At 60.2% G+C, this 26,382-nt stretch carries 27 protein-coding genes and 1 tRNA gene; 14 read left to right on the top strand and 14 right to left on the bottom strand.

Annotated elements, in window-relative coordinates:
* Window positions 1–185: 185 nt before the first annotated feature.
* The gene (locus ACS92L_RS06085) at window positions 186–1,382 is read right to left on the bottom strand and encodes a multidrug effflux MFS transporter (RefSeq protein WP_438767745.1); all 1,197 of its coding nucleotides are present in this window, start codon (window positions 1,380–1,382) and stop codon (window positions 186–188) included.
* 130 nt (window positions 1,383–1,512) lie between these two features.
* On the opposite strand from ACS92L_RS06085, the gene ACS92L_RS06090 reads away from it, so the two are divergent.
* The 5 genes from ACS92L_RS06090 to ACS92L_RS06110 all read left to right on the top strand — a co-directional run bounded on the left by ACS92L_RS06090 (window position 1,513) and on the right by ACS92L_RS06110 (window position 5,233).
* Window positions 1,513–2,502: a formate/nitrite transporter family protein gene (locus ACS92L_RS06090; protein WP_438767746.1), complete on the top strand. Its 990-nt coding sequence runs from the start codon at window positions 1,513–1,515 to the stop codon at window positions 2,500–2,502.
* Between the two features lie 159 nt (window positions 2,503–2,661).
* Window positions 2,662–3,516 carry a deoxyribonuclease IV gene (gene nfo, locus ACS92L_RS06095; protein ID WP_438767747.1) on the top strand — a complete coding sequence of 285 codons (855 nt, stop codon included), beginning with the start codon at window positions 2,662–2,664 and terminating at the stop codon, window positions 3,514–3,516.
* A gap of 30 nt (window positions 3,517–3,546) precedes the next feature.
* On the top strand, window positions 3,547–3,840 hold the full coding sequence (locus ACS92L_RS06100; RefSeq protein ID WP_438767749.1) for a hypothetical protein: 294 nt from the start codon (window positions 3,547–3,549) through the stop codon (window positions 3,838–3,840).
* Between the two features lie 248 nt (window positions 3,841–4,088).
* Complete coding sequence (locus ACS92L_RS06105; protein ID WP_438767750.1) at window positions 4,089–4,685, top strand: hypothetical protein; 597 nt, start codon at window positions 4,089–4,091, stop codon at window positions 4,683–4,685.
* Complete coding sequence (locus ACS92L_RS06110) at window positions 4,679–5,233, top strand: FlgO family outer membrane protein (RefSeq protein ID WP_438767752.1); 555 nt, start codon at window positions 4,679–4,681, stop codon at window positions 5,231–5,233. The genes ACS92L_RS06105 and ACS92L_RS06110 overlap by 7 nt, the downstream gene beginning before the upstream one ends.
* A 74-nt stretch (window positions 5,234–5,307) precedes the next feature.
* Here ACS92L_RS06110 and ACS92L_RS06115 read toward each other — a convergent pair whose 3' ends face one another.
* A complete protein-coding gene (locus ACS92L_RS06115; protein ID WP_438767754.1) occupies window positions 5,308–7,005 on the bottom strand; it encodes a 2-isopropylmalate synthase in 1,698 nt (565 codons plus the stop codon).
* Window positions 7,006–7,231: 226 nt separating this feature from the next.
* On the opposite strand from ACS92L_RS06115, the gene ACS92L_RS06120 reads away from it, so the two are divergent.
* Together ACS92L_RS06120 and ACS92L_RS06125 are read left to right on the top strand one after the other, a co-directional pair.
* Complete coding sequence (locus ACS92L_RS06120) at window positions 7,232–7,732, top strand: Lrp/AsnC family transcriptional regulator (protein WP_438767755.1); 501 nt, start codon at window positions 7,232–7,234, stop codon at window positions 7,730–7,732.
* Window positions 7,733–7,833: 101 nt separating this feature from the next.
* Complete coding sequence (locus tag ACS92L_RS06125; RefSeq protein WP_438767757.1) at window positions 7,834–8,364, top strand: invasion associated locus B family protein; 531 nt, start codon at window positions 7,834–7,836, stop codon at window positions 8,362–8,364.
* Between the two features lie 79 nt (window positions 8,365–8,443).
* Here ACS92L_RS06125 and pepN read toward each other — a convergent pair whose 3' ends face one another.
* The 4 genes from pepN to ACS92L_RS06145 all read right to left on the bottom strand — a co-directional run bounded on the left by pepN (window position 8,444) and on the right by ACS92L_RS06145 (window position 12,636).
* Window positions 8,444–11,074 (bottom strand): aminopeptidase N, encoded by a 2,631-nt coding sequence (gene pepN, locus ACS92L_RS06130; RefSeq protein WP_438767759.1) that lies wholly within the window; start codon window positions 11,072–11,074, stop codon window positions 8,444–8,446.
* A gap of 89 nt (window positions 11,075–11,163) precedes the next feature.
* Window positions 11,164–11,523, bottom strand: a complete 360-nt coding sequence (locus ACS92L_RS06135) for a YbaN family protein (protein ID WP_438767761.1) — start codon at window positions 11,521–11,523, stop codon at window positions 11,164–11,166.
* 106 nt (window positions 11,524–11,629) lie between these two features.
* Window positions 11,630–12,064 (bottom strand): YbaN family protein, encoded by a 435-nt coding sequence (locus ACS92L_RS06140; protein WP_438767763.1) that lies wholly within the window; start codon window positions 12,062–12,064, stop codon window positions 11,630–11,632.
* 92 nt (window positions 12,065–12,156) lie between these two features.
* Complete coding sequence (locus ACS92L_RS06145) at window positions 12,157–12,636, bottom strand: GNAT family N-acetyltransferase (RefSeq protein WP_438767765.1); 480 nt, start codon at window positions 12,634–12,636, stop codon at window positions 12,157–12,159.
* Window positions 12,637–12,792: 156 nt separating this feature from the next.
* Here ACS92L_RS06145 and ACS92L_RS06150 point away from each other — a divergent pair, with 156 nt between their 5' ends.
* Window positions 12,793–14,049 (top strand): cation:proton antiporter domain-containing protein, encoded by a 1,257-nt coding sequence (locus ACS92L_RS06150; protein WP_438767767.1) that lies wholly within the window; start codon window positions 12,793–12,795, stop codon window positions 14,047–14,049.
* A 75-nt stretch (window positions 14,050–14,124) separates the two neighbouring features.
* Entirely contained in the window at window positions 14,125–15,636 is a 1,512-nt protein-coding gene (locus ACS92L_RS06155) for a RimK family protein (protein WP_438767769.1), read from the top strand.
* Here the strand turns inward: ACS92L_RS06155 and ACS92L_RS06160 are convergent.
* The 6 genes from ACS92L_RS06160 to ACS92L_RS06185 form a co-directional block, all read right to left on the bottom strand.
* Complete coding sequence (locus ACS92L_RS06160) at window positions 15,631–16,527, bottom strand: DUF2797 domain-containing protein (protein ID WP_438767771.1); 897 nt, start codon at window positions 16,525–16,527, stop codon at window positions 15,631–15,633. The two genes, ACS92L_RS06155 and ACS92L_RS06160, sit on opposite strands and share 6 nt — an antisense overlap.
* Window positions 16,515–16,781, bottom strand: a complete 267-nt coding sequence (locus tag ACS92L_RS06165) for a YeaC family protein (protein ID WP_438767773.1) — start codon at window positions 16,779–16,781, stop codon at window positions 16,515–16,517. The genes ACS92L_RS06160 and ACS92L_RS06165 overlap by 13 nt, the downstream gene beginning before the upstream one ends.
* A gap of 3 nt (window positions 16,782–16,784) precedes the next feature.
* The gene (locus tag ACS92L_RS06170; RefSeq protein WP_438767775.1) at window positions 16,785–17,669 is read right to left on the bottom strand and encodes a rhomboid family intramembrane serine protease; all 885 of its coding nucleotides are present in this window, start codon (window positions 17,667–17,669) and stop codon (window positions 16,785–16,787) included.
* Between the two features lie 219 nt (window positions 17,670–17,888).
* Window positions 17,889–18,845: a metallophosphoesterase gene (locus ACS92L_RS06175; RefSeq protein ID WP_438767777.1), complete on the bottom strand. Its 957-nt coding sequence runs from the start codon at window positions 18,843–18,845 to the stop codon at window positions 17,889–17,891.
* A 13-nt stretch (window positions 18,846–18,858) separates the two neighbouring features.
* On the bottom strand, window positions 18,859–19,740 hold the full coding sequence (locus ACS92L_RS06180) for an NAD(+) kinase (RefSeq protein ID WP_438767779.1): 882 nt from the start codon (window positions 19,738–19,740) through the stop codon (window positions 18,859–18,861).
* A gap of 68 nt (window positions 19,741–19,808) precedes the next feature.
* Window positions 19,809–20,696 carry a carboxylate/amino acid/amine transporter gene (locus ACS92L_RS06185; protein ID WP_438767781.1) on the bottom strand — a complete coding sequence of 296 codons (888 nt, stop codon included), beginning with the start codon at window positions 20,694–20,696 and terminating at the stop codon, window positions 19,809–19,811.
* Between ACS92L_RS06185 and ACS92L_RS06190 the strand changes: the two genes are divergently transcribed.
* From ACS92L_RS06190 to ACS92L_RS06205, 4 genes are all read left to right on the top strand, one after another.
* Window positions 20,697–21,179, top strand: a complete 483-nt coding sequence (locus ACS92L_RS06190; RefSeq protein ID WP_438767783.1) for a DUF6314 family protein — start codon at window positions 20,697–20,699, stop codon at window positions 21,177–21,179.
* A 172-nt stretch (window positions 21,180–21,351) separates the two neighbouring features.
* Window positions 21,352–22,101 (top strand): glutathione peroxidase, encoded by a 750-nt coding sequence (locus ACS92L_RS06195; protein ID WP_438767785.1) that lies wholly within the window; start codon window positions 21,352–21,354, stop codon window positions 22,099–22,101.
* A gap of 96 nt (window positions 22,102–22,197) precedes the next feature.
* A complete protein-coding gene (locus tag ACS92L_RS06200) occupies window positions 22,198–23,658 on the top strand; it encodes a dihydrolipoyl dehydrogenase (RefSeq protein WP_438767787.1) in 1,461 nt (486 codons plus the stop codon).
* A 146-nt stretch (window positions 23,659–23,804) separates the two neighbouring features.
* Window positions 23,805–24,077: a hypothetical protein gene (locus ACS92L_RS06205; protein ID WP_438767789.1), complete on the top strand. Its 273-nt coding sequence runs from the start codon at window positions 23,805–23,807 to the stop codon at window positions 24,075–24,077.
* Between the two features lie 236 nt (window positions 24,078–24,313).
* Here the strand turns inward: ACS92L_RS06205 and ACS92L_RS06210 are convergent.
* Window positions 24,314–24,389 (bottom strand) — tRNA-Gly (locus ACS92L_RS06210).
* A 267-nt stretch (window positions 24,390–24,656) separates the two neighbouring features.
* Entirely contained in the window at window positions 24,657–24,932 is a 276-nt protein-coding gene (locus ACS92L_RS06215) for a hypothetical protein (RefSeq protein WP_438767791.1), read from the bottom strand.
* 336 nt (window positions 24,933–25,268) lie between these two features.
* Between ACS92L_RS06215 and ACS92L_RS06220 the strand changes: the two genes are divergently transcribed.
* Window positions 25,269–26,321, top strand: a complete 1,053-nt coding sequence (locus tag ACS92L_RS06220) for a CNNM domain-containing protein (protein WP_438767793.1) — start codon at window positions 25,269–25,271, stop codon at window positions 26,319–26,321.
* Window positions 26,322–26,382 lie beyond the last annotated feature (61 nt).

Here is a 26,382-nt window from a genome sequence, read left to right on the forward strand (position 1 = left end):
CCGCATTTTGCGTCACTTTCCGGTGCACAACAGGGTCCATGATGACGCAGTGATACACAATATGTTCATGCTTTAAAGCACGGGTATGCGCCATTCTAGCGCCAGCACGCCTTTTTCTCAGTAGTCATAATGAAACGCTGTCTTTTTTTACCTCTCGGTGACATGCCGACAATAGAGGTAACCCGTCATGGCCTCGGGCGATGTCGATGAAAAACCAGAAACGCCGCCAGTAACAGCCCTCCCGCACCCACAATCCCTGTCAGAGCCAGCAACCATTGAGATGGTAGCGGCAGAAGTGTGAGCACAGAAGCCAGCAGTGCCCCGCCGCCCATCTGACAGCATCCGGCAAGCGATGACGCAAGCCCTGCCCGATCGGCATAGGGTTCAAGCGCCAGACTCAATGCCGCCCCCAGCGTCAATGAAAAACCGGTCACCATCACGGCGTTGGGCAGCATGAAGGTGGCCACGCCCGGCCCGACAACACTGTAGAAAAGGCTGTGAAACACCCCGCCGGCCACCATGATGACAAGCCCTGCATGGATGGTTCGGTGCTGACCCAGACGGGCGATCAGGCGGGGGGCCAGAAAATAAGAGACCACATTGATCGCGGCCACGGCACCAAACCAGCCGCCGAAGGCGAGCTCGCTCAATCCTGCCTGATCGATCAACAATATCGGCGCAGTGGTGACATAAATGAGGATGACGGTCATCCCCGTCATGGCAATCAGAGCGTGAAAGACAAAATGACCGTCGCGCAAAATGGCCAGGGCGTCACGGCCATAGTGGGAAAGCCCGTTTTGGCGCTCGCTCACCGGCCTGGTCTCTTCAAGCCCGCGGAGGCAAAACAGGGCAACACCCAGCGCAAACGCCACCATGAACAAAAAACTGGCGCGCCAGTGCCACAAGGCTGCCAGCACGCTGCCCAGAAGCGGTGCAAGTGCCGGCACGACACATACCGCAGCGTTTAAAAAACTGTAAATACCCGCTCGGCGATCGCCCTCAAAGCGATCACGCACGCAGGAAAAGGCCACCACGGTTGCCAGAGAGGCCCCAAAGCCCTGCAGCAGGCGGCCGATATAAAAAAGCGTGATCTGATCGGCGATCAGACACAGCGCCGCTGCCAGCCCATAAATGAAAGCGCCGGCAATGGCCATGGGCCGCCGACCAAGCGCATCCACCAGCGGGCCGGCGATCAGCTGCCCGCCGCCCATGCTGATCAGATACAGCGTGATGGACCACTTCATGCTCGCCGTATCCAGCGCAAAATCCTGCGCCAGCATGGGCAGTGAGGGAAGAAAGATATCGACCCCCATGGGCGTTAACACGATCAATGCCATCATCATGGCAATCAGGCGGCGGTTGCCGGGGGAAGTACCCATCATCAGACTCTTTTAAAATGCGAGCCGGCACTGTACAGACTGCGCCCTGCCCGGCCAACACACCCTGTCGGTTTAACGGGGGCGTAACTACGCTAAGCTCACCGATTACCGCGACGACAAACAGGCACACGACATGAGCCAGGATCAACAAAAACACGCAGAAGACGATTTTGAAGGCGGCGATGCCGACCCTTCGGAACAAAAACAGCAGGATTCGACATCAGGAAAGGACAACGAACAACACAGCGAGCGTGAGGAAGAGGAGTCCCGTGAGCTGCCCTCTCAGGCAGCGGCCGTACATCAGCACCTTCGCAAGGACGGTCAGAAGGAACTGGCACGCGACTCCATGGCGCTTTTGTGGTCTGCCATCGCCGCCGGCATCTCGATGAGCCTTTCCATGGTGGCGCGCGGACTCATGCACGCCAACCTGCCGGACAGCGGCGCCGGCTTCATGATCGAGTGCCTGGGCTACACGGTCGGCTTTATCGTCGTGATTCTGGCCCGACAGCAGCTGTTTACCGAAAACACGGTAACGGCCGTACTGCCGGTCATGAGCCACCCGACGCTTGGCAATTTTGGCGCGCTGGGCCGGCTGTGGGGCGTGGTTCTGGCCGGCAACATGATTGGTGCCGCCATAGCGGCCTGGACCTTTTTGCACATGCCCATCTTTGACACGCCAACCCAGGAAGCCTTTACCACCCTGGGCAAGCATGTGATGGAAAACACCACCGGTGAAATGTTCGCCAAGGGCGTGGTTGCCGGCTGGATGATTGCCACCCTGGTGTGGCTGATTCCGGCGGCCGATCAGGCCAAGGTCTGGATCATTTTGATCATCACCTACGTCATGGCCATCGGCGAGCTGACCCACATCATCGTGGGCGCCAGTGAGGTGCTGTATCTGGTCTTCTCGGGTGAGGCCAGCTGGGGAGAGTTCCTTTTCCACTTCGGCTTTCCAACGCTTGCCGGCAACGTGGTGGGCGGCACCTTTATCTTTGCCCTGATCAGCCACGCCCAGATCCGCGGTGACCTGGAGGCTCAGCGTGAGCGCAAGCAGGGGTTGATTCAGCGTCGACACAAGAAAAACCGCCAGAAGAAGGCACCGGATCGATCGATCAACGACTGAACCGGTGGCGCAGACCCATCGACCGGGCGAGCCCTGCAGGGCCCGCCCGGCTGTTACCCGCCACAACAGCGCGAGCTATCGACGCCATTCAAGCACTCATGAGCATGATTGCGTACCATGGCGCCTTTTCAGAAATATCAGAGTCGTGTCAGGTAGCCCATGAAATACATCGGAGCACATGTCAGTGCCGCAGGCGGCGTTGACCAGGCCGTCAAGCGCGCCGTCGACATCGGGGCCAATGCCTTTGCCCTGTTTACCAAAAATCAGCGTCAGTGGAAGGCCAAACCGCTGGACGAAAACGTGATTGCCGCTTTCAAGACAGCGTGTCATGACCACGGATTCAAGCCCGAACAGATCCTGCCCCACGACAGCTATCTCATCAATCTGGGCCATCCGGACGCCGAGGGACTGGCCAAATCACGCGCGGCCTTTCTTGATGAAATGCAGCGCTGTGAACAGCTGGGCCTGACGCTGCTCAATTTCCACCCCGGCAGCCATCTGCGCAAGATCAGTGAAAGCGAGTGTTTGAAGATCATTGCCGAATCGCTCAACGAGGCACTGTCACAGACCCGCGGCGTCACCGCCGTCATCGAAAACACGGCCGGTCAGGGCAGCAACCTAGGCTATCGTTTCGAGCAGCTCGCCGAGATCATCGAGCAGGTGGATGACAAATCGCGCGTGGGCGTGTGCATCGATACCTGTCACGCCTTTGCCGGCGGCTATGATCTGCGTACTGAAGATTCCACTCGAGCCGTACTGGATGAATTCGAGGCCGTGGTGGGTTTTGACTACCTGCGCGGCATGCACCTTAACGACGCCAAAAGCACCCTGAACAGTCGCGTGGATCGCCACCACAGCCTGGGCCAGGGCAACATCGGCAGTGAAGGGTTTGTCACTCTCATGCAGGATGCGCGTACCGATGGTATTCCCATGATTCTGGAGACCGTCGAGCCGGCCATCTGGGATCAGGAGATTGCCTGGCTACGCGCCCAGGCCGGTAACACAAGCACCTGATGCTCTCTTATCTTTAGCGGAAATTTCACCATGCAGTCAGACGGTTTCTTCAGCTGGGTCGGCGAAACGCTGGGCAATATCATTCGCGCCATCGTTGAATTTCTGGCCTCCATTTTCGCCAACCTGTTTGGCGCCATGGACGGCTTCATCGACGGGCTGACCAGCTCGCTGGGCATCAGCTCTTCCATGTTCAGCCTGGCCATTTTAGTGATCGGCCTGCTGCTGTTGATCAACGGGGTTCGCGCCATACTGCGAGGCGGCGTCATCGGCGGGTTGATCTGGCTGGTGCTGGGGCTTCTGGTGCTGTCCTGGCTGATTCCCTGAGACGACTGGTGCCGCGGCAATCGTCGGCGCTTTCACCGGTTGCGCCATCCTGGCGCGCCCACCAATGAGACACCCGACTCAAGCCGGCCCCGATATCGCCGATAAGACCTTTCTGATCAATCATGGCGCACGCCGACAGGGCCTGCGCCAACGGGGGAAGGGTAGCGATGTCGTTAAGGATCTGGGGAGTCATCTGCCTTGCGGCCACGCTGAGTGGCTGTCTCAAAGTCAATACATCCCAGGCGCCCATGGCCAGTACCTGGGAAATCAGCGAACAGCAGCGCATGCAGGCCGCCCATCACTGGGACGTGCTGGCCCGCAACGAAGCCCGCAACATCATGGCCAACCAGCGCCTGCAGGGCCGGCCCCTGTATGTCTTCTCACCGCAGCCGGTCACCCCGTTTGCCCGCGCCTTTCATTCGCTGCTCGAAAGCCAGCTGGTACAGCACGGCGCACTGGTCAGCACCCAGCCCGAAGGCGCTGTCATTATCAATCCGACGGTTCAGGTGATAAGACACAGCGACCGCGGTCATATTCGCCGCCCGCCGGGCACCTTTACCATGCTGGCCGCGGGTGTGGCGCTGGCCTTTCAGCCACTCAAGCACTGGTCGGAGCCGGCGCTGGCGCTGATCCCGGGGGCGGCGGCCTATGACGCCTTCAGTGGCAATATCACCGAGGTGGGCAACACGGAAGTCATCATCACCACGCGGGCGAACGAATTCGACACGCTTTTGTATTCGTCATCCAACATCTATTACGTCAACGCCGGTGACAGCAATCACTATGAGTTCCGGAATGAGCAGAATAAAGCTCAAAACGGGCTGAGGGTCTCATCGCAATGGTAAGCACACGACTGTCTCGATTGTATCTGTCCCTTGTGTTGCTGCTGTCGGCGCTGATCACGGGCTGCGCGGCGCTGCCGGGTCACAATAGCGTGCCGGAACGGCCGACACTGCTGTCACAGGTCGACAGCGCCGCCGAACGGCTGGTCAAAAGCGCCCGCGGTCGTCTGGCCGCCAGCGACACCATCATTGCCACCACCTTCGTGGACGTGGACCAGCTCGGACGCTCTTCGACGCTTGGGCGCACGCTTACGGAAGCCATGGCCTCCAGGCTGGTCGAAAGCGGGCTCAACGTCATCGAGGTCAAACTGCGCGACAGCCTCTATATCGAGGAGTACGCCGGCGAGATGATCCTTTCACGCAACGTTCAGCGACTGGGCAACAACTACAATGCCAGTGCCGTATTGCTGGGTACCTATGCGGTGGCGCGCGGTGAGGTGTTCGTCAATGCACGGCTCGTGCGCCTGACAGACCAGCTTGTGCTGGGTGCTACCAGCTTCCGGGTGCCCATGGATGCCGACGTCCAGATGCTGCTGACATCGCCCTATTGAGCAGGATCCGATACGCAAAAGGCCTGTTGCCGCAGTGGCAACAGGCCTTTTTTAATGGATGACGTCTGGAGCGGTCAGGCGCTTTCGCTGTCCGCGATGGCCGTCAGGCCGTCCCGGCTGTCGGCGGCTTCGTTACACAGGTTGATGCCTGCGATCACGGCCTTGAGCGAGGCGCTGACGGTATCGCTGTCCTCGGCCACGGCGCAGATGCGCTGGCCATCCACGTTGAGCTGCACAAAGGCGATGGCGTTGGCGTCGCTGTCCTCGCCCAATGAGTGCTCGTTGTAATCGAGAATGCCGACCTGCTGACCGCTGTGGCGCTGCCAGGCATTCATGAAGGCCGACATCGCCCCGTTGCCGCTGCCTTCCAGCGTCAGGCGTTCGCCGTTTTGTTCCAGCGTGATCGAAAGCCCTTCTTCGCTGGCGCGTGACAGGCGATAGTCGACCAGCGACAGCGGCCCTTCGCGCATGAAGGTGGCAAACAGCAGGCGACGGATGGACTCACTGGAAAGCTCGCCGCTCAGGCGCTCGCTCTCCTTTTGAACGTAAGGGGCCAGTGCCAGCATCATCCAGCGCGGCAGGCTGATGCCGTAATCGCGCTCCAGCAAAAAGGCCATACCGCCCTTGCCCGACTGGCTGTTGACCCGGATCACGGCCTGATAGTCGCGACCGATATCGCGCGGGTCGATCGGCAGATAGGCCACCTGCCAGGGCTCGTCATCACCCTGCTTTTTGAGCGACTTGCGAATGGCGTCCTGATGGCTGCCGGAAAAGGCGGTATAGACCATTTCGCCCACCCAGGGGTGGCGCGGATGCATGGTAATGCCGGTGCACTCGGTCACCACCTGAATGATTTCATCCGGGCGCGACAGATCAAGCGCCGGATCAATACCCTGGCTGTAGAGGTTCATGGCCAGCGTGACGATATCCATATTGCCGGTGCGCTCGCCGTTACCCAGCAGCGTGCCCTCGACACGCTCGGCGCCGGCCAGCAGCGCCAGCTCGGCGGCCGCCACAGCGCCGCCGCGGTCGTTATGGGTGTGCACCGAGATAATCACGCTGTCGCGACGACTGATGTTCTGACAGAAGTATTCGATCTGATCGGCGTGGTGGTGCGGCCCGGCCACTTCTACCGTATTGGGCAGGTTCAGGATGCACTTGTTATCCGGAGTGGGTTGCCACACATCCATGACGGCTTCACAGATGGCCAGCGAGAAATCGATCTCGGTACTGGAAAAGCTCTCCGGCGAATACTGAAAACGCCAGTCGACCTGCGGGTAGCGGTCGGCGTGTTTTTTGACCCACTGCGCGCCGCTGACCGCGATATTGGTAATGCCGTCGCGGTCCATTTCGAACACGCGCTCGCGCTGGGTGGTCGAAGTGGAGTTATAAAGGTGAATAATGGCCCGCTTGACGCCTACCAGGGCCTCGAAGGTCTTCTCGATCAGGTGCTCGCGACACTGCACCAGCACGGCAATGGTCACGTCCTCGGGAATCTGGTCTTCCTCGATCAGCCAGCGCACGAAATCATAGTCGGGCTGACTGGCCGACGGAAACCCGACCATGACTTCCTTGATGCCGACCCGAACGATCTGCTTCCAGAAGCGCTTTTTCTGCTCCACGCTCATCGGCTCCAGTAGCGCCTGGTTGCCATCGCGAAGGTCTTCACTGACCCAGATCGGCGCGGATTCGAGATCCCGATCGGGCCACTGGCGATTGAAGGCGGGCACGCGCGGCGCCGGGCTGTACTTGCGATGGTTGAAAGCAGTCATGTTGACCTCTGGTAAGCGCTGAAGGAATGTTTCATGCCCGGAAAGGGACGTCATTGATGCCGGCTCTTGTAAAGCGGACTCATGCGCCGCATCGGCACTGCTTGTGGCAGTTGAATCAGTATAGCGCCGCGGCCGTGACAGGTCCTTGCGATTATCACGGCAAATCGTGCCATTAGCGCCATATTATGCCAATATATCCCTGTCTATTGGCAAAAGGTTTTAACAAATGTCTGAAAGACAGCCGGGCATTGCGATCGATCGCTACGATCGCCATATTCTCGAGATACTGCAGACGCAGGGTCGTATCAGTAATCAGGCGCTGGCCGACCGTGTGGGCCTGTCGCCCTCGCCGTGTCTGAGGCGGGTACGCGCGCTTGAGGAGAGCGGCCTGATTACCGGCTATCAGGCCCAGGTGGACGCCCGCCGGCTGGGATATCGCCTGATGGCGCTGGTCCATATCTCCATGGATCGCCACACGCCCGAGCGCTTTGCCAACTTTGAACAGCGCGTCGCCGATCTGCCCGAGGTGATCGAGTGTCTGATGATCACCGGCCAGGAGGTCGACTACCAGCTCAAGATTCGCGTTGAGGACATGGATGACTATCAGCGCCTGCTGCTTGAGCACATCACGCCGATCGACGGCGTCACCGGCGTGCACTCCAACTTTGTGCTGCGCCCGGTGTTTGGCAATCGCCCCATTGCTACCGATCTGGTGGCCGAGCGCTGACAGGACGCTTTATAAAACATGCGTCAGGGCTTAGTGTGTAGCGCTTCGGGAGCTGCTTCCTGCGGCACTCCCGTCCCCGTCATTTACAGGAGAGACTGCACATGCTGTTACGCCGTATTTCGGCTTCAGGGTTTCTGGCCCTGATGACGACGCTATTGACCCTTTATGTGGTGCCCGCTGCGCAGGCTCAGCCCCAGCAGGTGCCGGATGCCGATATCCAGCAGTTCAGGGACTGGGAAGTGCGCTGCCCAAAAGGCGGCGGCAACGACGCGCGCTGCACCATGACGCAGCTGGTCAACAGCCCCGACAGCGACCGCCCTGTCATGCGGGTGGTCGTGGCCTATCCGCCACAAAGCAGCGACCCGGTGATGGTCTTTTTGCTGCCGCTGGGCGTGCGTCTGGCGCCCGGCCTGCAGCTTCAGGTCGACAATGGCGAGGAGATCCCCTTCCCCTACCAGGTCTGCATGGATGATGCCTGCCGCGCCGACCTGCCCCTGCAGGGTCAACTGCTCAGCCAGCTGCGTGGCGGCACCAGAGCGACGGTCAGCCTGTTTGATCCCAACGGCCAGCGTCTGGACACCAGAATTTCACTGCTGGGCTTTACCGACGCCACGCGCGCCATCACGCCCTGAGACAACATCGCAGCTGGATCACCGGTCTCAAAAAAACGGCGCCTCCTCGGGCGCCGTTTTGCGTGAAGGGCCGCCCCGCTCAGGCCAGCGCCTTCTCGACAACCTCAAACACATTGCGCGAAAGCTTTTCGCCACGAATGCGCTCAAGCTCACCGCGCATCAGGGCCTGTCGCTTGTCGTCCAGACGGTGATAGCGCGTCAGTGGCACGATCATGCGTGCGGCGATCTCCGGGTTGAGCCGGTTGAGCTCGATGACCACATCCGCCAGCAGCCGATAGCCCTCGCCGTCGAGACGGTGAAAGTTGACCCGGTTTTGCTGAGTAAAAGCGCCGACCAGTGCCCGCACCCGATTGGGATTTTTGATCGAAAAGGCCGGGTGTTTCATCAGAAAACGCACCCGCTCCAGCGCATCTTCCTGCGGGCGCGTGACCTGGGTGGCAAACCACTGATCCATCACCAGCGAATCATGGGCCCAGCGCTCGCCGAAGGCTCGAATGGCCGGGTCGCCCAGATCGGCGCGATCGGAGTGCGCCAGAAGCGTTAGCGCAGCGCGTACATCCGTCATGTTGTGATCGGCCTCGTACTGGACGCGAGCCATATTGAGCGCATCCTTCTCACCGTTGGCCACCAGATAGGAGAGCGCGATGTTTTTGAGACTGCGTGCGGCGATCTGCTCAGGGGTCGGCGCATACGCCTCGCTCTGCTGGTTGGCGTGATAGACGCTGTCAAACTCGGCATACAGGGTGTCCGAGAGCTGCTCGATCGCGACGCGGCGCGCACCGTGGATGGCGTCAATATCCACTCGGCTTTGCTGCTCGGCGATCCACGCCTCACTCGGCAGGCGCAGCATTTCGGCCAGCACGGCCTTGTCATCGGTGGGTTCACGCAGCAGATGTCGAAAGGCCTCGACCAGCCGCTCATCGAGCACCATGGCCTCACCGCGCTGATACGCCGCCATCATCTCCTCGATGGCGAGCAGCGCCAGACGCTGCGTGGCGTCCCAGCGGTTAAAGCCGTCCTCGTCAAAGCGCATCAGATGCGAGAGCTCATCGCGCGACCAGGGGTAGTCCAGCCGCACCGGCGCCGAGAAACCACGTAACAGCGAGGGCACCGCGCCTTCGTCAACGTTATCAAAGACCCACTGCTGCTCGGCCTCGCGCAGATGCAGCACGGTGTCGGTGCCCAGCGCTTCACCGTTGAGGACGAGCTCGATCGGCTGACCGTCAGCCCCCAGAAGGCCCATGCGCACCGGTACATGCAGCGCCTGCTTGTCTTCCTGCCCCGGGGTAGATGGTGTCTGCTGACGGATGGTCAGGGTGAACCGCCGCCTTGCGGCATCAAAATCGCTGCGCGCGGCCAGCTGCGGTGTACCCGCCTGAGCGTACCAGCGCATGAACCTGGTCAGATCCTCTCCCGAGACCTCGGCCATGGTCTCGACGAAGTCCTCGACCCGCACCGCCTGGCCGTCAAAGCGCTCAAAGTAGAGATCACTGCCGCGCCGGAACGTCTCCTCACCCAGCAGATTGCTGAGCATGCGCACGATCTCGGCACCCTTTTCGTAAATGGTCAGGGTGTAAAAGTTCGAGATCTCGATGAAGTGGTCAGGGCGCACCGGGTGCGCCGTCGGTCCGGCGTCTTCGGCAAACTGAAGCGTACGCATCAGCGCGGCGTCCTCGATGCGTTTGACCGGCGCCGAGTTGATACTTGAAGAAAAGCTCTGGTCGCGAAAGACGGTAAAGCCTTCCTTGAGCGCCAGCTGGAACCAGTCGCGACAGGTGACGCGATTGCCCGACCAGTTATGGAAGTACTCGTGCGCCACGATGCCTTCAATGCGCTGAAAGGCAGCATCCGTGGTGGTTTGCGGATTGGCCAGCACCGCCGCGCTGTTGAAGATATTGAGCCCCTTGTTCTCCATGGCGCCCATGTTGAAGTCATCCACCGCCACGATCATGAACAGATCCAGATCGTACTCGCGCCCGTAGGCCTGCTCGTCCCACTTCATGGCGCGCTTGAGCGAGGCCATCGCCCAGTCGGTCTTTTCCAGATTCTGCGATTCAACCCAGAGCTCGAGCGCCACTTCGCGGCCGCTCAGGGTGGTGAAGCGGTCCTTCACGCATTCCAGCGAACCGGCCACCAGCGCAAAGAGATAGGAAGGCTTGGGATGCGGGTCCTCCCAGGTCACGAAGTGACGCCCGTTGGGGAGTTCCCCTCGTTCGACGGGATTGCCGTTGGAAAGCAGCACCGGCTGGCTTTGTCGATCGCCGATGACCGTCGTGGTAAACACGGCCATCACATCCGGGCGGTCGGGGTACCAGGTAATGCGACGAAACCCCTCGGGCTCACACTGGGTGCAAAATATCGGTCCCGAGACGTAGAGCCCTTCCAGCGCGGTATTGCTTGAGGGGTCGATAACCACCTCGGTATCCAGCACGAATTCGGCCGGCACCCGGTCGATCACCAGCTGCTCGTCCTCGATGCGATACTCGCTTTCCAGCAGCGGCTGACCATCGATGGCAATGTGCTCGGTAGTGAGACCGTGACCATAAAGCCTCAACGCCGCATCTGCGTCGTACTCGGCGTGGCGCTGCATGTGAAGACGCGCCCTGACCCGTGTGGCATGGGGGTCAAGATCAAACGTCAGCTCGGTTTTATCGACGCTATAGGCCGGGGGGCGATAATCGCTGAGATAAATGGCTTGCGGCTCGGCCATGAAGGGCTCCTGAAGGTGATCGTGCCCTTAGTGTACGCCGCAAGTCATTGACAGCTCAAAGCACACGACCGGATGCCGGCGCGCTGTAACTATCGTGAGGGCGTGGCGCGCGTGACAAGCCAGGTGCCGATGACGATCAGCAACACGGTCACGCCGATACGCACCGCAAGCGAGGGAATGGTCAACCAGATCACCACGGCACTGAACACCAGGGTCGCTACCGCCAGCTTCTTGGCGCGTGGAGAAATGGCGCGCTCATGCTCCCAGTTTTTTATCGCCGGTCCTGCCAGCCGGTGCTGTCGAATCCAGCGTGCAAAGCGCGGCGACCCTTTTGAGGCCAGCGCCACGGCCGCCAGCATAAAGGGGGTGGTCGGCAGTAGCGGCACGATGCCCCCTATCGCACCGAGTGCAAAGCAGAGCCCGGCAAGGGCTATCCAGACGTAGCGCATGGCGCCTTCCCCGAGCGGTTGTCGATCAGCATGGTGGCGTCATTGAACGGCGCAAGCGGGCAGTGAGCCTTTCGAGGGTCATGAGGCAGGCACTGCCTTCAATGGGTCAGTCATTTGAGGGGCGGGCTCGACCGGAGGGCAGCGGGCGCGTGGCCACAAAGGTGCCCACGGCGACCAGCACCAGCATAAGTGCCCAGAAGATCCAGCTGAAGCCGGTATGCACCCAGATTACCCAGGCACTGAAAAACATCATCACAATCGAGATGATCTTGGCCGTCAGAGGGATGGCACGCTCCTCCTCCCAGGCCCGAATCAGCGGCCCGGCAAAGCGGTTGCGCCGAATCCAGCGCTCAAAGCGCTTCGATCCCTTTGAGGCACAGATTACCGCCAGCAGCATGAAATCGGTGGCCGGCAGCAGGGGCATGAAAATCCCCACGATACCGATGGCGAAACAAAGCGCTGCCAGCACGATCCAGAAGGCACGATTGATCGGAGAGCGTGCGCGACGATCCGAATCCGGATCCGGAGGAAGACCTGACATGCCACACTCCCGCGAAAACGTGAATCGCCGATCATAGCGCCCGAGGCGGCTGCCACCAACCCTGGTGGTCCTGCCGCCGGGCCGGTGCCCGGTCAGGACACCGTATCAACGCTGTCTCCCAGCGAGCGGATCATTTTCCACGCCGCGCAGCCGTCGTGATAGTAGTCCTCCATCCAGTGCAGCACGTCATAGCCCATGCGCCGATACAGCGATATCGCCGAACGGTTGTCGGCGCGCACTTCCAGATAGATGCTGTCACAGCCCCGCGCCAGGGCCACCGCCTCCAGCGCCAGCAGCAGCCGCTGCCCCAGACCCTGTCCGCGCACATCCGGATGCAGGCAAAAGGAGTAAAGGCGCGCTCGCTTTTCGTTGCGACGAAACAGCAGCGTCCCGTAGCCCATCAGATCGCCGTTTTCATTCACGACCAGACGCGTTTGCGCGTTGGCCTTCGTTACCAGATACTTCAGCTGTGAAGGGCTGAAGCTGTCTTCATCGTCACCGAAACAGGTGCGCTCCAGGGCATTGAGTGCCGCCGCATCCCTGCCCCCCGCGGCACGCAGCGTGAAAGCCATGCGTTGTTCTCCAGGTCAGGATCCAAAAGGTCGCAATCCTATCATCTCCATGGCGTCATAACCCTGCCATGTGGTGCATCGACGGCAACAAACCCGTGCAACGACTACACTGGGGCGCGTTTTTCCTCCCCTGTGAACCGATTCGGTATGACCGGCATGACCCACACCGTTTTGATCGTTGCCCTTTGCATCTGCAGTCTCTGGCTCATCAATGGCCTGATGATTCAGAAAATCCGCCAGTGGTACGCAACGGAGGTCCAGTTCGCCCTGCTGGCCGGTATCGTTGTCGGCCCCGTCACGCAGCTGGTGCCGCTGGAGGCACTGGGCGATGTCACCACGCTGATGGAGTGGGCCTGTCGAATCACCATGGCCATGGCTCTGAGTTCGGCGGCGCTGCAGATGGAGCGACACTTTCTGAAAGATTACAGGCGACCGCTCGCGGTCATCGTCATCGGTGGCATGGTGTTGATGGCCGCGTTCACCACCGTGCTGATACAGATCACCCTGGCCACCGGCTGGGCGCTGGCCTTTTTGCTGGCCTTTTTGCTGGCCTGGATACTCACCCCCACCGACCCGGTGGTCACGGCCACCGTGGTTCAGGGCGACCAGGCCAAAAAACTGATCCCCGCCCCGATGCGTCACGCCATTACCTATGAGTCCGGCATCAATGATGGTCTGGCCTCCCCCATGGTCATGCTGGCCATGGCGCTCTGGCTGAGCCTCACGCAAGGGGCGCCGCTGGAGAGTCTGCACTGGCTTTTAATGACGGTGGGCTACGAAAACGTGCTGTGCGCCGGACTGGCCTACGTACTGGGTTTGGTGGCCGGAAAAGCGCTGCAAAAGGCCCACAGCGCCGGCTGGATGTCGCAGAGCACCCTGCTGCCCTTTGCACTGGCCTTTACGCTGCTGCTGCTTTTCGGTCTGCACATGGCCGGCATGAACGCCATCATCGGAGTCTTTATCGGCAATCTGGGCCTGTCCCATACGGTAAGCGCCAATGAAGATCTTCAGCAGGAAGAGATGCAATCCACGCTGGAGCGCCTTTTCACCATTCCGGTGTTTTTCCTGCTGGGGCTCGTACTGCCCAGGCAGGGGTGGCTGTCGCTGGGCTGGATGGCCCTGCTGGCTGCTGTTCTGATCGTGTTGTTGCGTCGTCTGCCGGCGCTTTTGCTGCTGTCACCGCTGCTGGGGCCGCTAAAGGGATTTCGGACCGCGGCCTGGCTGGGCTGGATCGGACCGCTGGGCGTGGCGGCCCTGCTCTATGCCCTGGAAGTGCGTGACAGGGCGGACCTTGACCTTGCCTGGCCGCTGGTCACACTGGTCGTGGTGGCGTCAGTCCTGATCCACGGCAGTTCCAGCATCGTCTCGGCCCGGGCCTACGCCCGCCACACTGCCCCCGACTACCGCTCATGAGTGATCGAGCCTATTCCACGACGGCCGGCACCGTCCTATGATGCGCAGATGTCCCCTGAGCGGCGGAGTAGTGTCATGTCACGTTTGCGTATTGTCGTGGATCACCCCAGCGACTGGCGCCCCTATTATCCCAGCGATGATATCGTCAGCGCCGATGACTTTCTGGCCCTGGAAGACAATTCCGACCAGGACCGGGCGACTCATGTCATCAATCTGTGCAGCGGGCTGGATTATCTCGAGACCGGCTACTACGTGTCGCTGCTGGCTCAGGCCCGCGGCCAGCGCGTACAGCCCGACGTGGAAACGCTCAACCAGCTCAGGCGCAAGGCGCTGATCGATCTCCAGCTCGATGGGCTCAACGACATGATGGCCGAACTGGACCGTCGCGGCGCCCTGCACGGCGAGCGGCTCGATCTGCGGCTTTTTTTTGGCGACACCGGCAGCGAGGCGCTGGCACGGCTCGGGCGCCGGCTCTTTTCCCATCTGCCCTGCCCGATCATGGAGGCCCGGTTTATCAAACGCCACGGCGACTGGCGGCTGGCACGGCTGAAGGCGCTCTCGCTCAAGGACGTTGCCCCGGCGGAAGAGGAGCGTTTTGCACGCGCCCTTAACGGTCACTCCCGCCAGGTGTGGCGCACCCCGGCCGCCCGACGACGCTACCGCTTTGACCTGGCCATTCTGGTCGACCCCGCCGAGGCGATGCCGCCCAGCAACAAGAGCGCAATCAAGCAATTCATTCGTGCCGGGCGATCGATGGGCATCGATGTCAGTCTGATCACCCGACGCGATGAGGGGCGACTGGCCGAATTCGACGCCCTGTTCATTCGCGAAACCACTTGTCTTGACCATCACACCTGGCGCATGGCGCGCCGCGCCGAGCACGAAGGGCTGGTCGTCATCGATGACCCCCAGTCGATTCTACGCTGCACCAACAAGGTGTATCTGCATGCCCTGCTGCGTGCCCGCGGCATTCCGGCGCCCGAAGGCCATCTGCTCAACCGAGGCGATCTCGACCGTCTGGGGACGCTGGCCGACACCCTGACCTTTCCGCAGGTGCTGAAAATACCGGACGGCGCCTTTTCACGCGGCATCGTCAAGATCAGCTCCAGCGCGCAGTTGATCGAGGAGGCAAGACGGTTGTTCGAGGATTCGGCGCTTTTGCTGTTACAGGAGTGGATGCCGACCGAGTACGACTGGCGTATCGGCATTCTGGATGGACAGGTGCTGTTTGCCAGTCGCTACTACATGGCGCGCGGCCATTGGCAGATCTACGACCACAGCGGCGCGCGGGTGCGCAGCGGCGGCTTTGAGACGATGGACCCGGCCGATGCGCCCGAGAAGGTGATCAAAACGGCGCTCAAGGCGACGCGCCTGATTGGCAACGGCCTTTACGGCGTGGATATCAAGCAAAGCGGCGAACGAGTGGTCGTCATCGAGGTCAATGACAACCCCAATCTGGACGTTGGCGTAGAAGATGTCGTGCTGGGGCCGGAACTTTATCGGCGTGTCATGGCGTGGTTTCTGGAGCAGATGGAGCGCAAGCGCCAGCCCCGACAGCTATCGACGCGCCAGAGCCTGTCATCATGAGCGCGCTGACAGCCTCACACTGACCTGATAGCCGGTGTACTTGCGCAGATTGATCACGCCGGTGTCCAGGATCAGATACTGCCCCTTGAGCCCCATCAGCCGCCCCTCGATCTGCGGGGTGCGGTCCAGATTGAGGGCTTTGACGCGTTCGGGCCAGGCCAGTACCGGATAGTCAAACCGGGCGACACGATGCTCGCCGTGCGAGCGGATATTGTCTTCACCGAACTGCGCTCTGAGCGCTTCAAGCCCCGGGGCCAGCCGTGTCATCAGCTCATCGCGCCGCTGGATGAGATCCACATCCGCCGTTTCGCCCTTGAGCATGCGCTGCCAGTGGGTGCGATCGCTGATTTCACTTCGAAAGAGCGCCTCGACCATCCCGGACTGCCGACGCGATGCCACCGACAGGATCGGCAGGGCCTGGACGGCGCCCTGATCCAGCCAGCGAGTGGGCATCTGTGACGGTTTGGTGATGCCGACCTTGGGCCCGGAGCTGGCGGCCAGATAGACCACGTGGGGTGCAAAGCAGTGTCGTTCGCCCCACTCGGGCTCGCGGCAGGTGCCCTGAAAATAGTGGCAGCGCTCGGGCGCCATCATGCAGGTATCACAACGCGCCAGGCGCCTGAAGCAAGCGTAGCAGTGTCCCTGACCGAAACTCTTGCGCGTCAGGCGCTGACAGTGGACGCAGACAATGCTGCCGGCAAACTCGATGGCCACATCGTGGCCCAGCCAGGGATTGAGGGGTTTATTGTGCTCACCGATGCGCAGCTGGTAGTGCGCTCGGCCCGCGGCATCGGCCGTGATGGCCATGCGCGAAAGCCCCCCGGCACATTCAAGTCCTTGCTCGGGAGGCGTCTGAATACTCCAGAGAGACTCAAGGTCTAATTGACCCATTTGATGCTGTCGCCCCGGGCCTCACCGTGCTGGTCGCTGCCACAGCCGTGGCGATCAATGTGACCCGTGCGCTGCTCGGGGGCCACGTTGTGTCTGGCCTCAAAGCGCAAAATGGCTTCGAGACACAGCTCGCGCTGCTCGGCGCTCAGGGGCCGGCCGTCAGGCCACTTGCCCAGTTCCACGCCCCGCTTGAGCCCTTCATACATTTGCGGCGTCAGCTGCTCGATCATGCGCTCGAAATTCATGTCGCTCATGGGTTATCCGTCGATATCCTCGTGACTTTTTGGAGGGGCTGCGCGGTGCGGATGAAAGCGCGAGCCCAGAAGCCCGGCCGCCAGCCCCAGCAGCAGCCCGCCCAGGTGCGCCTCGTTGGCCACGTTGCCAAAACCGATCCAGCCGGCGGCCGGGGTCATGCACAGCACCAGCCAGCCCACCATGAACACCATCAGCATGGTGGGAAACTGAAAACCGCTGCCGGGGACCAGGCGCGAATAGAGCCAGACAAACCCGACGAGCGCATAGACGACACCGGACATACCGCCAAAGAGCACCGTACCGGTGGCGTACTGCGCCAGGTTGGAAACCAGCATGGCCGAGACCAGAAGCGCCAGCAGCCGCCAGCGACCCTGCAGCGCCTCGACCTGGCGGCCAAAATACCAGAGCCAGAGCAGATTGAAGATCAGATGCATCAGGCTGAAATGTAAAAAGGCCGGCGAGAACAAACGCCAGACTTCTGCCTGCGACAGCGCATATCCCAGCGTTGAGGCGTAGAGCTGCTGTCCTTCGATGGCGATGGGCGCAATCGCCAGCGCCGTCAGCGCCTGAATGTTATCAATGCCCTGCCAGGCAAAGACGACCAGACACATCACGATCACAAGCGTTGTCACCGGGGCCAGGCGCAGCGAGCCCATGATCGACCCGCCGCGGGCCACCGGTTCAGGGGTCTCGTCCAGCGCCATGGACTCTCCCTGACGCCACTTTTCGATCAGCTCGCGTGCCTTTTCAAGCTGAACATCCTCGATCAGCCAGAGCACCTGTCCGTCCTGGTCACGAGAGTAGTGATGGCCGATGCGATGTTTCCAGAGTGCGTGACGCAGTCCGTCGATATCGGCATCAAGCGGGAAACGCAGCGCCTGAGGCATGCTGACTCCATTTGAGGCTGGGACCTGCCAGCCGGTCATGCTCATGGGTTCAAACGTTGAAGTTGAATACGGCACACAAAAAGAAGTCCGGCGGAGAGGGTCCGCCGGACAAGAGCAAGGGATCATTCAAGGGAACACTTACTCTGACGACAGTGTGACTCAAAAGTTCCGGGCGTATCCAAAAAATCCGAATTTTATTTCATGACGGCTTTCGCGTCTTCACGTATCGGCACTGATCCAGCAAAACCGCCCGGCATCCAGCGTCGTTTCACCATCAAAGCGATAGGCCACCAGCCGCCCGCCCCTGACCGCACTGTAATCCAGACAGGCAATGTTGGCCGTCGGCAGGCTCGGAACGCCCTCGCACCAGTAGTGTCCGACAAACAGCGGTCGCTGCGACAGCGGGTAATGTACCAGCCGGCGTCGCTGGTCGTCGCTGAGCGCTCGATCCTCGATGCCCGGCGGCAGCGGGTCGGGCTGAAAGACCACATCTCCATGGGTCTGCGGCGAGTGTGCCCAGAAATGCGTTCGAAAAACGCTTCGCCGGGTGCCATCCAGTGAATGAATGACCTGTCCCTGTGGCAGGCGAAGCTGCGTGCCGCGCGTGGTGCGATCGAGCAGGCGATGTTCAGCACTGCCCTGGATGCTGGCCGCTGCCAGAAAATGCCGATCAATGCGGCCATCCGGATGATCATTTAAAAAGGGACGCAGCAGCGATTCATCCCAGCAGGCATGCGCCACGCGAAAATGCTCGAACTCAAGGCACAGCGGCATCTCGAGAAACCATTCGAGATACGACGCCCAGAGCCTCGGCGAGCGCTCGAACTGTGCCAGCGTCTCAAACATCACCCGCTCGCTGCGTCCGCCAACGCGCGGCATGGTAAAACCACGGCCCCCCTGCCCCAGACACTGCTTCAGTGCATGGGCTTCGTGATTGCCCATTACTACCAGTGCAGTACCGGCATCCACCATGGTGCGCACGATCTCAAGCGCCTTTTGAACGCGGGGCCCGCGATCGATCAGATCGCCCAGGAAAATGGCGCGCCGGGTGGCGTGGGCGTATACCCCGTCGTGCCTTTGATACCCCATTTTCTCCAGCAGCTGCTCAAGCAGATCGCCGCAGCCGTGCACATCGCCAATCAGGTCAAACCCTTCACCGGCACGGGAGGCAGACATTTTTGGGGCTGGCTCAACCAACAAGACCACTGCTCCAGCCCAGCTTGCTGCGACAGGCTTCGAAATAGCTGTACCCCGGCGGATGCAAGAGCTTGAGATATTCGGGTTTGCGACGAATGGAGATCAGATCGCCGGGCTGGACCACCACTTTCATCTGCCCGTCGCAGCTGACCTGAAGCTCGGCATCATGGCTGTCCACAACCTCCAGCAAAATATCGCTGGCGGCATCGACCACGATCGGTCGGCTTGACAGGGTATGAGGAAACATCGGCACCAGCACGATGGCTTCGAGCCGGGGATGCAGGATGGGACCGCCTCCGGAGAGCGCATAGGCCGTAGAACCGGTCGGCGTTGCCACAATCAGGCCATCAGAGCGCTGGCGATAGACAAACTGGCGATCGATATAGAGTTCAAACTCGATCATGCGCACAGCGGCCGCCGGATGGAGCACCACATCGTTGAGGCTGCAGGCCGTGCCAATGACGCGGCCGTCGCGCTTGACCTCGGTGTCGAGTAGAAAACGCCTTTCCACCTCATACTGGCCGTTGAGCACTTCATCGATGCGATGCTCGACCTCATCGGGATTGATGTCGGTCAAAAAGCCCAGCCGGCCGCGATTGACGCCCAGAATCGGCGTATTGAAACGACACAGCATGCGCCCGGCCCCCAGAAGGCTGCCGTCACCGCCGACCACGATGGCCAGATCGCAGCGTCGGCCGATCTCTTCAAGCGTAATGGCCGAGCCCTGGCGAAGTGAACAGGTTCGGGCCGTTTCAACCTCGAAGTGCACCTCAAGGCCGCGCGATTCCAGAAACACCGTCAAACGCTCCAGTGTTTCAACGACCTTGTCACTATCCGGTCGCCCCACCAACCCTACCCGGTTGAACTGTGTCATGCCCTGTCCAGACTGTTTCATCGAGCCGGCATTATGCGTTCAGCGCCGCTGGAGGGTAAACCACGCCGTCAGGAAAATTCAGCCCTTCCGGCGGCAGACGAGATCGAACGCCGGCGCCACCATTCGCTGCCCACAAGTGCCAGCACCATCACGGCCCCGCCCAGCGCGATCCGGGAAAGGTCTGCCTCGCGATTCCAGATCACCAGGTTAACCAGTAGCCCTGCCGGAATCAGTAGATTGTTCATGACCGCAAGCGTTGCGGCGTCCACACGGCGAGCGCCCTGATTCCAGAAGAAATAGCCCGCGCCCGAGGCCACCATGCCAAGCCAGGCCAGTACCCCCCACTGCACCGGCGTGGTCGGTAGATTCGAGGCATCGCCCATCCACCACCAGGCCGGCAGGGCTACCAGCAGCGCGCCAATATAGAACCAGCCAAACACATTGATCACCGGCAACGTGCGCTCGGCACCGCGCATGAGATGTCGGTAGCCCACCTGGCCAATGGCAAAACACAAATTGGCGCCCTGCACCATGAGAAAGCCGGTCCAGAAGGCCTCGCCCACGCCCTGGTAGCGAATCAAGGCCGCTCCCAGCACGGCAACCAGTGCCATCGCCAGCTGAAAGAGATCCAGTCGTCGACTCAGGAGATTGTCCAGCAGCGCAATATAAATGGGCGTGAAAATGGTAAACAGCAAAATCTCGGGCACGCTGAGCAGTACAAACGACTGGTAGTAGCACACATACATCAGCCCCAGCTGGATGGCACCCACGCCCATCAGCCCCAGCGTGCGACGCCGGTCCAGAAGGCGTGGTCGAAGCCAGGGCAGAAATACCAGACAGGCGAGCGAGACACGCGTTAATACGGCAAAATAGCTGTCAACCTGACCGGCCAGATAGACGCCGATCAGACTGAATGAGAAGGACCACAAGAGTGTGACCCCGAGTAGATAGGCCATATGCTTCGTCAACCAGATAGATTTTCAAGGTTAACAACGATTATACGCCTGACCGAGTGCCTCAGGGCAACCCGTCAGCTCACCTTTACGGCCTCCCCCGGACCAAAATCCTCCAGCGACTGGTCGGGACAGGGCGTCGGCGAGGTCCGTGTCAGCGACGACTACCCCACGCTGCGCTTTCATGAGCAGGGGCACTTCACCCACAACAACGGACGCCGGCTGGCCTTTGGCAATGTCTATCGCTTTGACGTGGTGGAAGACCGCGTGGAGCTCTATCACGAACGACGTGGGCCGGAAGACGCCGTCTTTTTGTTTCCACTGGTCGTGGTGGCGGACAACCACCTGATGAGCCTGTCACCGCATCTATGCGTGAGAGACCTCTACAGCGGTGAACTGATCATGACAGACGACGGGTTCGATCTGACCTGGACCGTCGAAGGGCCGCGCAAGCAGGAACATATTCACTACCAGTATCGAACATGATCGATGGATAGAAGCGACACGCTATATTAGCCGGCCCTTTCCAATTATCCTTTTCTATTACGACCTTTGTCTTATTAAAATGTCGCAACCCGCTATAAATGCATAAACTGAAGAGTGTTTTCTGGCAGCGGTGCCTGTCACCGCAGTAGTTCAATAATACATGGAGCAAAGAATGGAATTGCAAAATCGTGAAGGCCAATACGTCCCGGAAGTCACGCTCAAGCAGCGCAAGGGTGGCGAACTGATTGACGTCCAGACCAAGGACATCTTCGCCAACCGTACCGTTGCCGTTTTCTCCCTTCCGGGTGCCTACACGCCAACCTGCTCCTCAACGCACCTGCCGCGCTACAACGAGCTGGCAGAGCAGCTGTTCGCCAGCGGTGTCGATGAAATCATCTGCCTGTCCGTCAACGACGCGTTCGTCATGGAAGCCTGGGGTGAGCATCAGGAAGCTGAACATCTGACCCTTCTGGCCGACGGTAACGGCGATTTCACCGAAGGCATGGGCATGCTGGTCGACAAGACCGACCTGGGCTTTGGCAAGCGCAGCTGGCGCTATTCCATGGTCGTTCGCGACGGCAAAATCGACAAGATGTTCATCGAGCCGGAAAAGCCGGGCGACCCCTTCGAGGTCTCCGATGCCGACACCATGCTCGATTACCTCAATCCCGAAGCAGATCGCCCCAGCTTTGCTACCATTATCACCAAGCCCGGCTGCCCACACTGTGCACGTGCCAAGCAGGCGCTGGCTGATAACCGCATTGCCTATGAAGACATCGCCATCGGCAACCGCGATATTACCAGCCGCTCGCTGCGTGCCATGACAGGACATGCGACCGTACCGCAGGTCTGGATCGATGGCCGTCATATCGGCGGTGCAGAAGATCTCAAGGCGCATCTCGAACAGGCCGTTGCTGCCTGATCGTTTTTTGCCCATCGGATCAAAACGGCCACCCACGGGTGGCCGTTTTCATGTGGGCACGCCAACACCGTACGCCCTTCGAGAATGGAGTCCCGAATGCAGGAACGACGTGTAGACGTTGCCATCATTGGCGCAGGAAGCGCCGGACTGGGCGCTTACAATGCGGCCCGTGCCCATACCGACAGCGTGATCATGATCGAGGGCGGCCCCTATGGCACGACCTGTGCCCGCGTGGGGTGCATGCCCAGCAAGCTGCTGATCGCAGCGGCCGAGACAGCACACCACGCCCGCGATGCCAGCGCCTTTGGTGTGCATATCGACGGCAACATCCGTATCGATGGGCGTGATGTCATGGCGCGCGTTCAGCGCGAGCGCGACCACTTTGTCGATGGCGTCCTCGAGTCCGTGGAGAGCATCGATGCCAAGCACCGCCTTCGCGGCCATGCCGTCTTCGAAAGTGCCGATACGCTTGTCGTTGACAACCATACTCGCGTGCACGCCGAGCGCATTGTCATTGCAACCGGTTCAAGCCCCGACTATCCGGATTTTCTCAAGGCCGCCGGCGAGCGCCTGGTAACCAACAACGACATCTTCTACTGGGATGATCTGCCCGAGTCGATCGCCGTGTTTGGCCCGGGCGTGGTCGGTCTGGAGCTGGGCCAGGCGCTATCGCGGCTGGGCGTTCGCGTGCGCATGTTCGGCGTTGGCGGCGCCGTCGGCCCGATCAGCGACCCTGATGTTCGCGATCATGCCGACCGCTACTTCAACAGCGAGTTCTATCTCGACCCGAAAGCCGAGACACGCAACGTGGCACTTGTCGATGACCGGGTTGAAGTCACCTTTGTCGAACGCGACAGTGACCGTGAGGTCACCGAGCGCTTCGATTACCTGCTGGCTGCCACGGGCCGACCGCCCAACCTCGAAGGACTCGATATCACTCGTGCCGGCCTGCGCATGGAAGACGACCTGCCGGTATTTGACCGTTACACCCTGCAGTGTCAGTACCAGGATGGCACGCCCGCCTCCATCTTTATCGCCGGAGACGCCAACGCCGAGCTGCCGCTGCTGCACGAGGCCTCCGACGAAGGACGTATCGCCGGTGACAACGCCGGGCGCTACCCGGACATTCGCGCCGGCCATCGCCGCTCGATGCTGACCGTGGTCTTCACCGATCCACAGATCGCCGCGGCCGGGCTGTCGTGGGCCGACATTGAACAGCGCGACAGCGACAGCTACGCCGTCGGGGAAGTCGACTTCAGCGGCCAGGGCCGTGCCCGCGTCATGCGCCAGAATCATGGGCTACTGCGCGTTTACGGCGAGCAGGGCTCGGGGCTTTTTCTGGGCGCTGAAATGTTTGGCCCACAGGCAGAGCATCTCGCTCACCTGCTGGCATGGTGTCATCAGCAGCGCATGACGGTAGCACAGATGCTGGAGATGCCCTTCTATCACCCCTGCGTTGAAGAGGGGCTGCGCACTGCCCTGCGTGATCTCAACAAGGGCCTCAGGCTGGGCCCGGCCATGGCACGCTACTGTCTGGAATCCGGACCGGGCAGCTAAGCTCGCCTGCCGATTATCTGTCTGACCGCTCTACAGGTATTCAGCCATCTGCCCGGCGCAATCAATGCTGCAGGTGTCATAATGCATGTCACCGCCGGGTCGCTGGACCCGGCACCCTCTGAAGGAAAGAGCCGATGGAGCGCTGCATGGCTGACTACATGATTACCTGCGATCTGAAACGTCCCGACCAGGCGTACGATCACCTGATCAGGGCGCTGTCGCTCTACCCCGACAGCCTGCATGTACTCGAGACCACCTGGCTTGTCAGAACACCGGCCACACCGGATCGAATCCTTGCCGAGCTTGAGCAGTATATTGATCGGGAAGATCAGATATTCATTGCCACGATTCAAACGCCGGCCGCCTGGTCCGACAGCCTGGGCGTGGATCGGGTACTTCACTTTTTCAGCCAGTCCTGACACCACACAACGCAAATATCGATAATGCTCTGTGGGCCGAGGTTCAGGCAGTCGCGGCAATTCATGTCGGGTTGATATCTGTTTTGTACACCGAACTGGCAGTGTACACCGGGGTATACACGACAATGTGCCCAGATCGAGACCGTCTGGATAGCATCAGGGCACAGACAACGCGCGAACCCGGGGCCTTTGAGGGCGCCAGATAAGTAACAGGAAAGGAAGCACGAAAGAGGAAATGGAGCGGGCAATGGGACTCGAACCCACGACATTCAGCTTGGGAAGCTGACGCTCTACCAACTGAGCTATACCCGCATGGCGCCCATCATAAGAGCCCCCATCAACAAACACAAGCAGCATGCCACAAAGTGCTGTTTTTGTAGCGAAAAGTCCTTGAAGCAAAAAAAATTTAAATTTCGGGGATCAAACCGGAAACACGGTGGTCATAGTAAGCAAGACGTTCTTCTTCAGTCGCTGAGGAATGCGTTTTGACTAACTGTTCCTTGCATGGCCGCCACCTCGTTGTGGCGGTTTTTTTATGTCCGATCATCCGGCGCCACCCCCGCTGCGACCGCAGTCTCTCTAGCCGGCCATGACCACATTCAGGCCATGCTCGGTAATACGCCCGCAGCACTGCTCGAAACAGGGTTTTCGAAACAGACGTTGCATCAGATGGCGGGACGCGTGCTTTTCCCAGACTGCATCGATCAATCCCTTTTGAGTGAGATAGCGTACGGCACGGGCAAACTCTGCATCCGTGACGCCAAATTCCATTGCCTTGACATATACACGTTGGTATCGGCCTGTATTGAGCAGGCGAGTCAGGATGGCCAGCTCGAGTGAGTCCAGGGATTGCATGCCGAACGCGTAAGCCTTTTACCATTACATGGGTTAATCGTTTGCTATCGTCGCGGATTATACCCATCAGCTTTAGAGGCTAAAGTATTAAAAGAGGCAGATTTCGTGATCATTTTATTTAATTTCGAAAGACCTGTATTAAACTTACTTAAGTAATGTCGCAAAATGGCGACATCTTGCAGACAATGTCGGTCTTATCGCCGCGAAATCGCTCCCATAGCCCTGCCTGAATTATTACATCTTTTTACATTTTTCCTGCCGGGTTAATCGTTTTTTAATTCACTCGCCTGCTGAAAGTGTCATTAATGGCTGCCTTGCCATCACGTTTGAGCCTCCATGGTCCTTCTGATCGTCTTCGCCGTTGCCGCCATTGCCATCTCTTTTATCTGTTCGGTACTCGAGGCTGCACTGCTGTCGCTGACCCCCAGCCACATCGCACGCCTGAAGGAAGCTCGCCCGGCGCTGCATCACTCCCTGAGCCAGCTCAAGGACAATGTCGACCGGCCGCTGGCAGCCATTCTCACGCTCAACACCATTGCTCATACGGCCGGCGCGACGGGCGTGGGTGCTCAGGTTTCCGCCGTGTTCGGCGAGACATGGATCGGTGTGGCATCGGCGGTCATGACACTACTGATCCTTGTGCTGTCAGAAATTCTGCCCAAGACCATCGGCGCCCGTTACTGGCGCCAGCTGGCGCCGATCCTGGCGCCGACGCTCAGGATCATGATCCGGGTACTGCTGCCCTTTATATGGCTGTCGGAACAGATCACGCGCCGCATTGGCGGCGGCGCAGAAGATGACGTCGATGTTCGCGAAGAGATCAAGGCACTGGCGCGGCTGGGCCAGGAGCGCGGCGTGGTGGATACCGACGAAAGCCGAACCATCGTCAACATCCTCAATCTGCACAATATCCGTGTCCATGAGGTCATGACCCCGCGTACGGTGTGCAAGACCGTGGCGCCCGAAATGACCGTGGCCGAGTTTGACGCCGCTCATGGCGAGTTGCCCTTCACACGCTACCCCGTCATGACGCCGCCGGAGCAGACCGTTGGCTATGTGCACAAGATGGACGCCTATCACGCCGCCGATGACGCCACTCTCGAGGCGATCATGCATCCCATCCAATCGGTGGATGGCAGGGACAGCGTCGAGCAGGTTTTCATTCGCATGCTCAACGATCACCATCACATGTGTGTGGTGTATGACGACCACGGCAACTGGGTGGGCGTGCTGACGATGGAAGATATTCTTGAGACCATTCTGGGTCAGGACATCGTGGATGAAACCGACGATGTCTCCAACCTTCGACACCACGCCCGGCAGATGTGGCTCAAGCGCGTTCGCCGCAGTCGCGAAGCGGCCGCCGACGACATGTTGCCCAGACGCTGAGACTCTCGGTGCCGGATCGGAACATGCTAGAATAATGCTCCGACCCGGCAAGCGATGACCC

This window comes from Kushneria halocnemicola, from assembly GCF_965650455.1.
Classification (GTDB): domain Bacteria; phylum Pseudomonadota; class Gammaproteobacteria; order Pseudomonadales; family Halomonadaceae; genus Kushneria.

Excerpts from the sequence above, each read along its gene's own strand:
- ACS92L_RS06155 (WP_438767769.1), top strand. The coding sequence starts at position 14,125 with ATGTCACGTTTGCGTATTGTCGTGGATCACCCCAGCGACTGGCGCCCC.
- ACS92L_RS06090 (WP_438767746.1), top strand. The coding sequence starts at position 1,513 with ATGAGCCAGGATCAACAAAAACACGCAGAAGACGATTTTGAAGGCGGC.
- ACS92L_RS06145 (WP_438767765.1), bottom strand. The coding sequence starts at position 12,636 with ATGGCTTTCACGCTGCGTGCCGCGGGGGGCAGGGATGCGGCGGCACTC.
- ACS92L_RS06165 (WP_438767773.1), bottom strand. The coding sequence starts at position 16,781 with ATGAGCGACATGAATTTCGAGCGCATGATCGAGCAGCTGACGCCGCAA.
- pepN (WP_438767759.1), bottom strand. The coding sequence starts at position 11,074 with ATGGCCGAGCCGCAAGCCATTTATCTCAGCGATTATCGCCCCCCGGCC.
- ACS92L_RS06190 (WP_438767783.1), top strand. The coding sequence starts at position 20,697 with ATGCTTCGTCAACCAGATAGATTTTCAAGGTTAACAACGATTATACGC.
- ACS92L_RS06115 (WP_438767754.1), bottom strand. The coding sequence starts at position 7,005 with ATGACTGCTTTCAACCATCGCAAGTACAGCCCGGCGCCGCGCGTGCCC.
- ACS92L_RS06180 (WP_438767779.1), bottom strand. The coding sequence starts at position 19,740 with ATGACACAGTTCAACCGGGTAGGGTTGGTGGGGCGACCGGATAGTGAC.
- ACS92L_RS06160 (WP_438767771.1), bottom strand. The coding sequence starts at position 16,527 with ATGGGTCAATTAGACCTTGAGTCTCTCTGGAGTATTCAGACGCCTCCC.
- ACS92L_RS06100 (WP_438767749.1), top strand. The coding sequence starts at position 3,547 with ATGCAGTCAGACGGTTTCTTCAGCTGGGTCGGCGAAACGCTGGGCAAT.
- ACS92L_RS06125 (WP_438767757.1), top strand. The coding sequence starts at position 7,834 with ATGCTGTTACGCCGTATTTCGGCTTCAGGGTTTCTGGCCCTGATGACG.
- ACS92L_RS06205 (WP_438767789.1), top strand. The coding sequence starts at position 23,805 with ATGGCTGACTACATGATTACCTGCGATCTGAAACGTCCCGACCAGGCG.
- ACS92L_RS06185 (WP_438767781.1), bottom strand. The coding sequence starts at position 20,696 with ATGGCCTATCTACTCGGGGTCACACTCTTGTGGTCCTTCTCATTCAGT.
- ACS92L_RS06170 (WP_438767775.1), bottom strand. The coding sequence starts at position 17,669 with ATGCCTCAGGCGCTGCGTTTCCCGCTTGATGCCGATATCGACGGACTG.
- nfo (WP_438767747.1), top strand. The coding sequence starts at position 2,662 with ATGAAATACATCGGAGCACATGTCAGTGCCGCAGGCGGCGTTGACCAG.
- ACS92L_RS06140 (WP_438767763.1), bottom strand. The coding sequence starts at position 12,064 with ATGTCAGGTCTTCCTCCGGATCCGGATTCGGATCGTCGCGCACGCTCT.
- ACS92L_RS06085 (WP_438767745.1), bottom strand. The coding sequence starts at position 1,382 with ATGATGGGTACTTCCCCCGGCAACCGCCGCCTGATTGCCATGATGATG.
- ACS92L_RS06175 (WP_438767777.1), bottom strand. The coding sequence starts at position 18,845 with ATGTCTGCCTCCCGTGCCGGTGAAGGGTTTGACCTGATTGGCGATGTG.
- ACS92L_RS06135 (WP_438767761.1), bottom strand. The coding sequence starts at position 11,523 with ATGCGCTACGTCTGGATAGCCCTTGCCGGGCTCTGCTTTGCACTCGGT.
- ACS92L_RS06120 (WP_438767755.1), top strand. The coding sequence starts at position 7,232 with ATGTCTGAAAGACAGCCGGGCATTGCGATCGATCGCTACGATCGCCAT.
- ACS92L_RS06150 (WP_438767767.1), top strand. The coding sequence starts at position 12,793 with ATGACCCACACCGTTTTGATCGTTGCCCTTTGCATCTGCAGTCTCTGG.
- ACS92L_RS06105 (WP_438767750.1), top strand. The coding sequence starts at position 4,089 with ATGGCCAGTACCTGGGAAATCAGCGAACAGCAGCGCATGCAGGCCGCC.
- ACS92L_RS06215 (WP_438767791.1), bottom strand. The coding sequence starts at position 24,932 with ATGCAATCCCTGGACTCACTCGAGCTGGCCATCCTGACTCGCCTGCTC.
- ACS92L_RS06110 (WP_438767752.1), top strand. The coding sequence starts at position 4,679 with ATGGTAAGCACACGACTGTCTCGATTGTATCTGTCCCTTGTGTTGCTG.
- ACS92L_RS06200 (WP_438767787.1), top strand. The coding sequence starts at position 22,198 with ATGCAGGAACGACGTGTAGACGTTGCCATCATTGGCGCAGGAAGCGCC.
- ACS92L_RS06195 (WP_438767785.1), top strand. The coding sequence starts at position 21,352 with ATGGAATTGCAAAATCGTGAAGGCCAATACGTCCCGGAAGTCACGCTC.
- ACS92L_RS06220 (WP_438767793.1), top strand. The coding sequence starts at position 25,269 with ATGGTCCTTCTGATCGTCTTCGCCGTTGCCGCCATTGCCATCTCTTTT.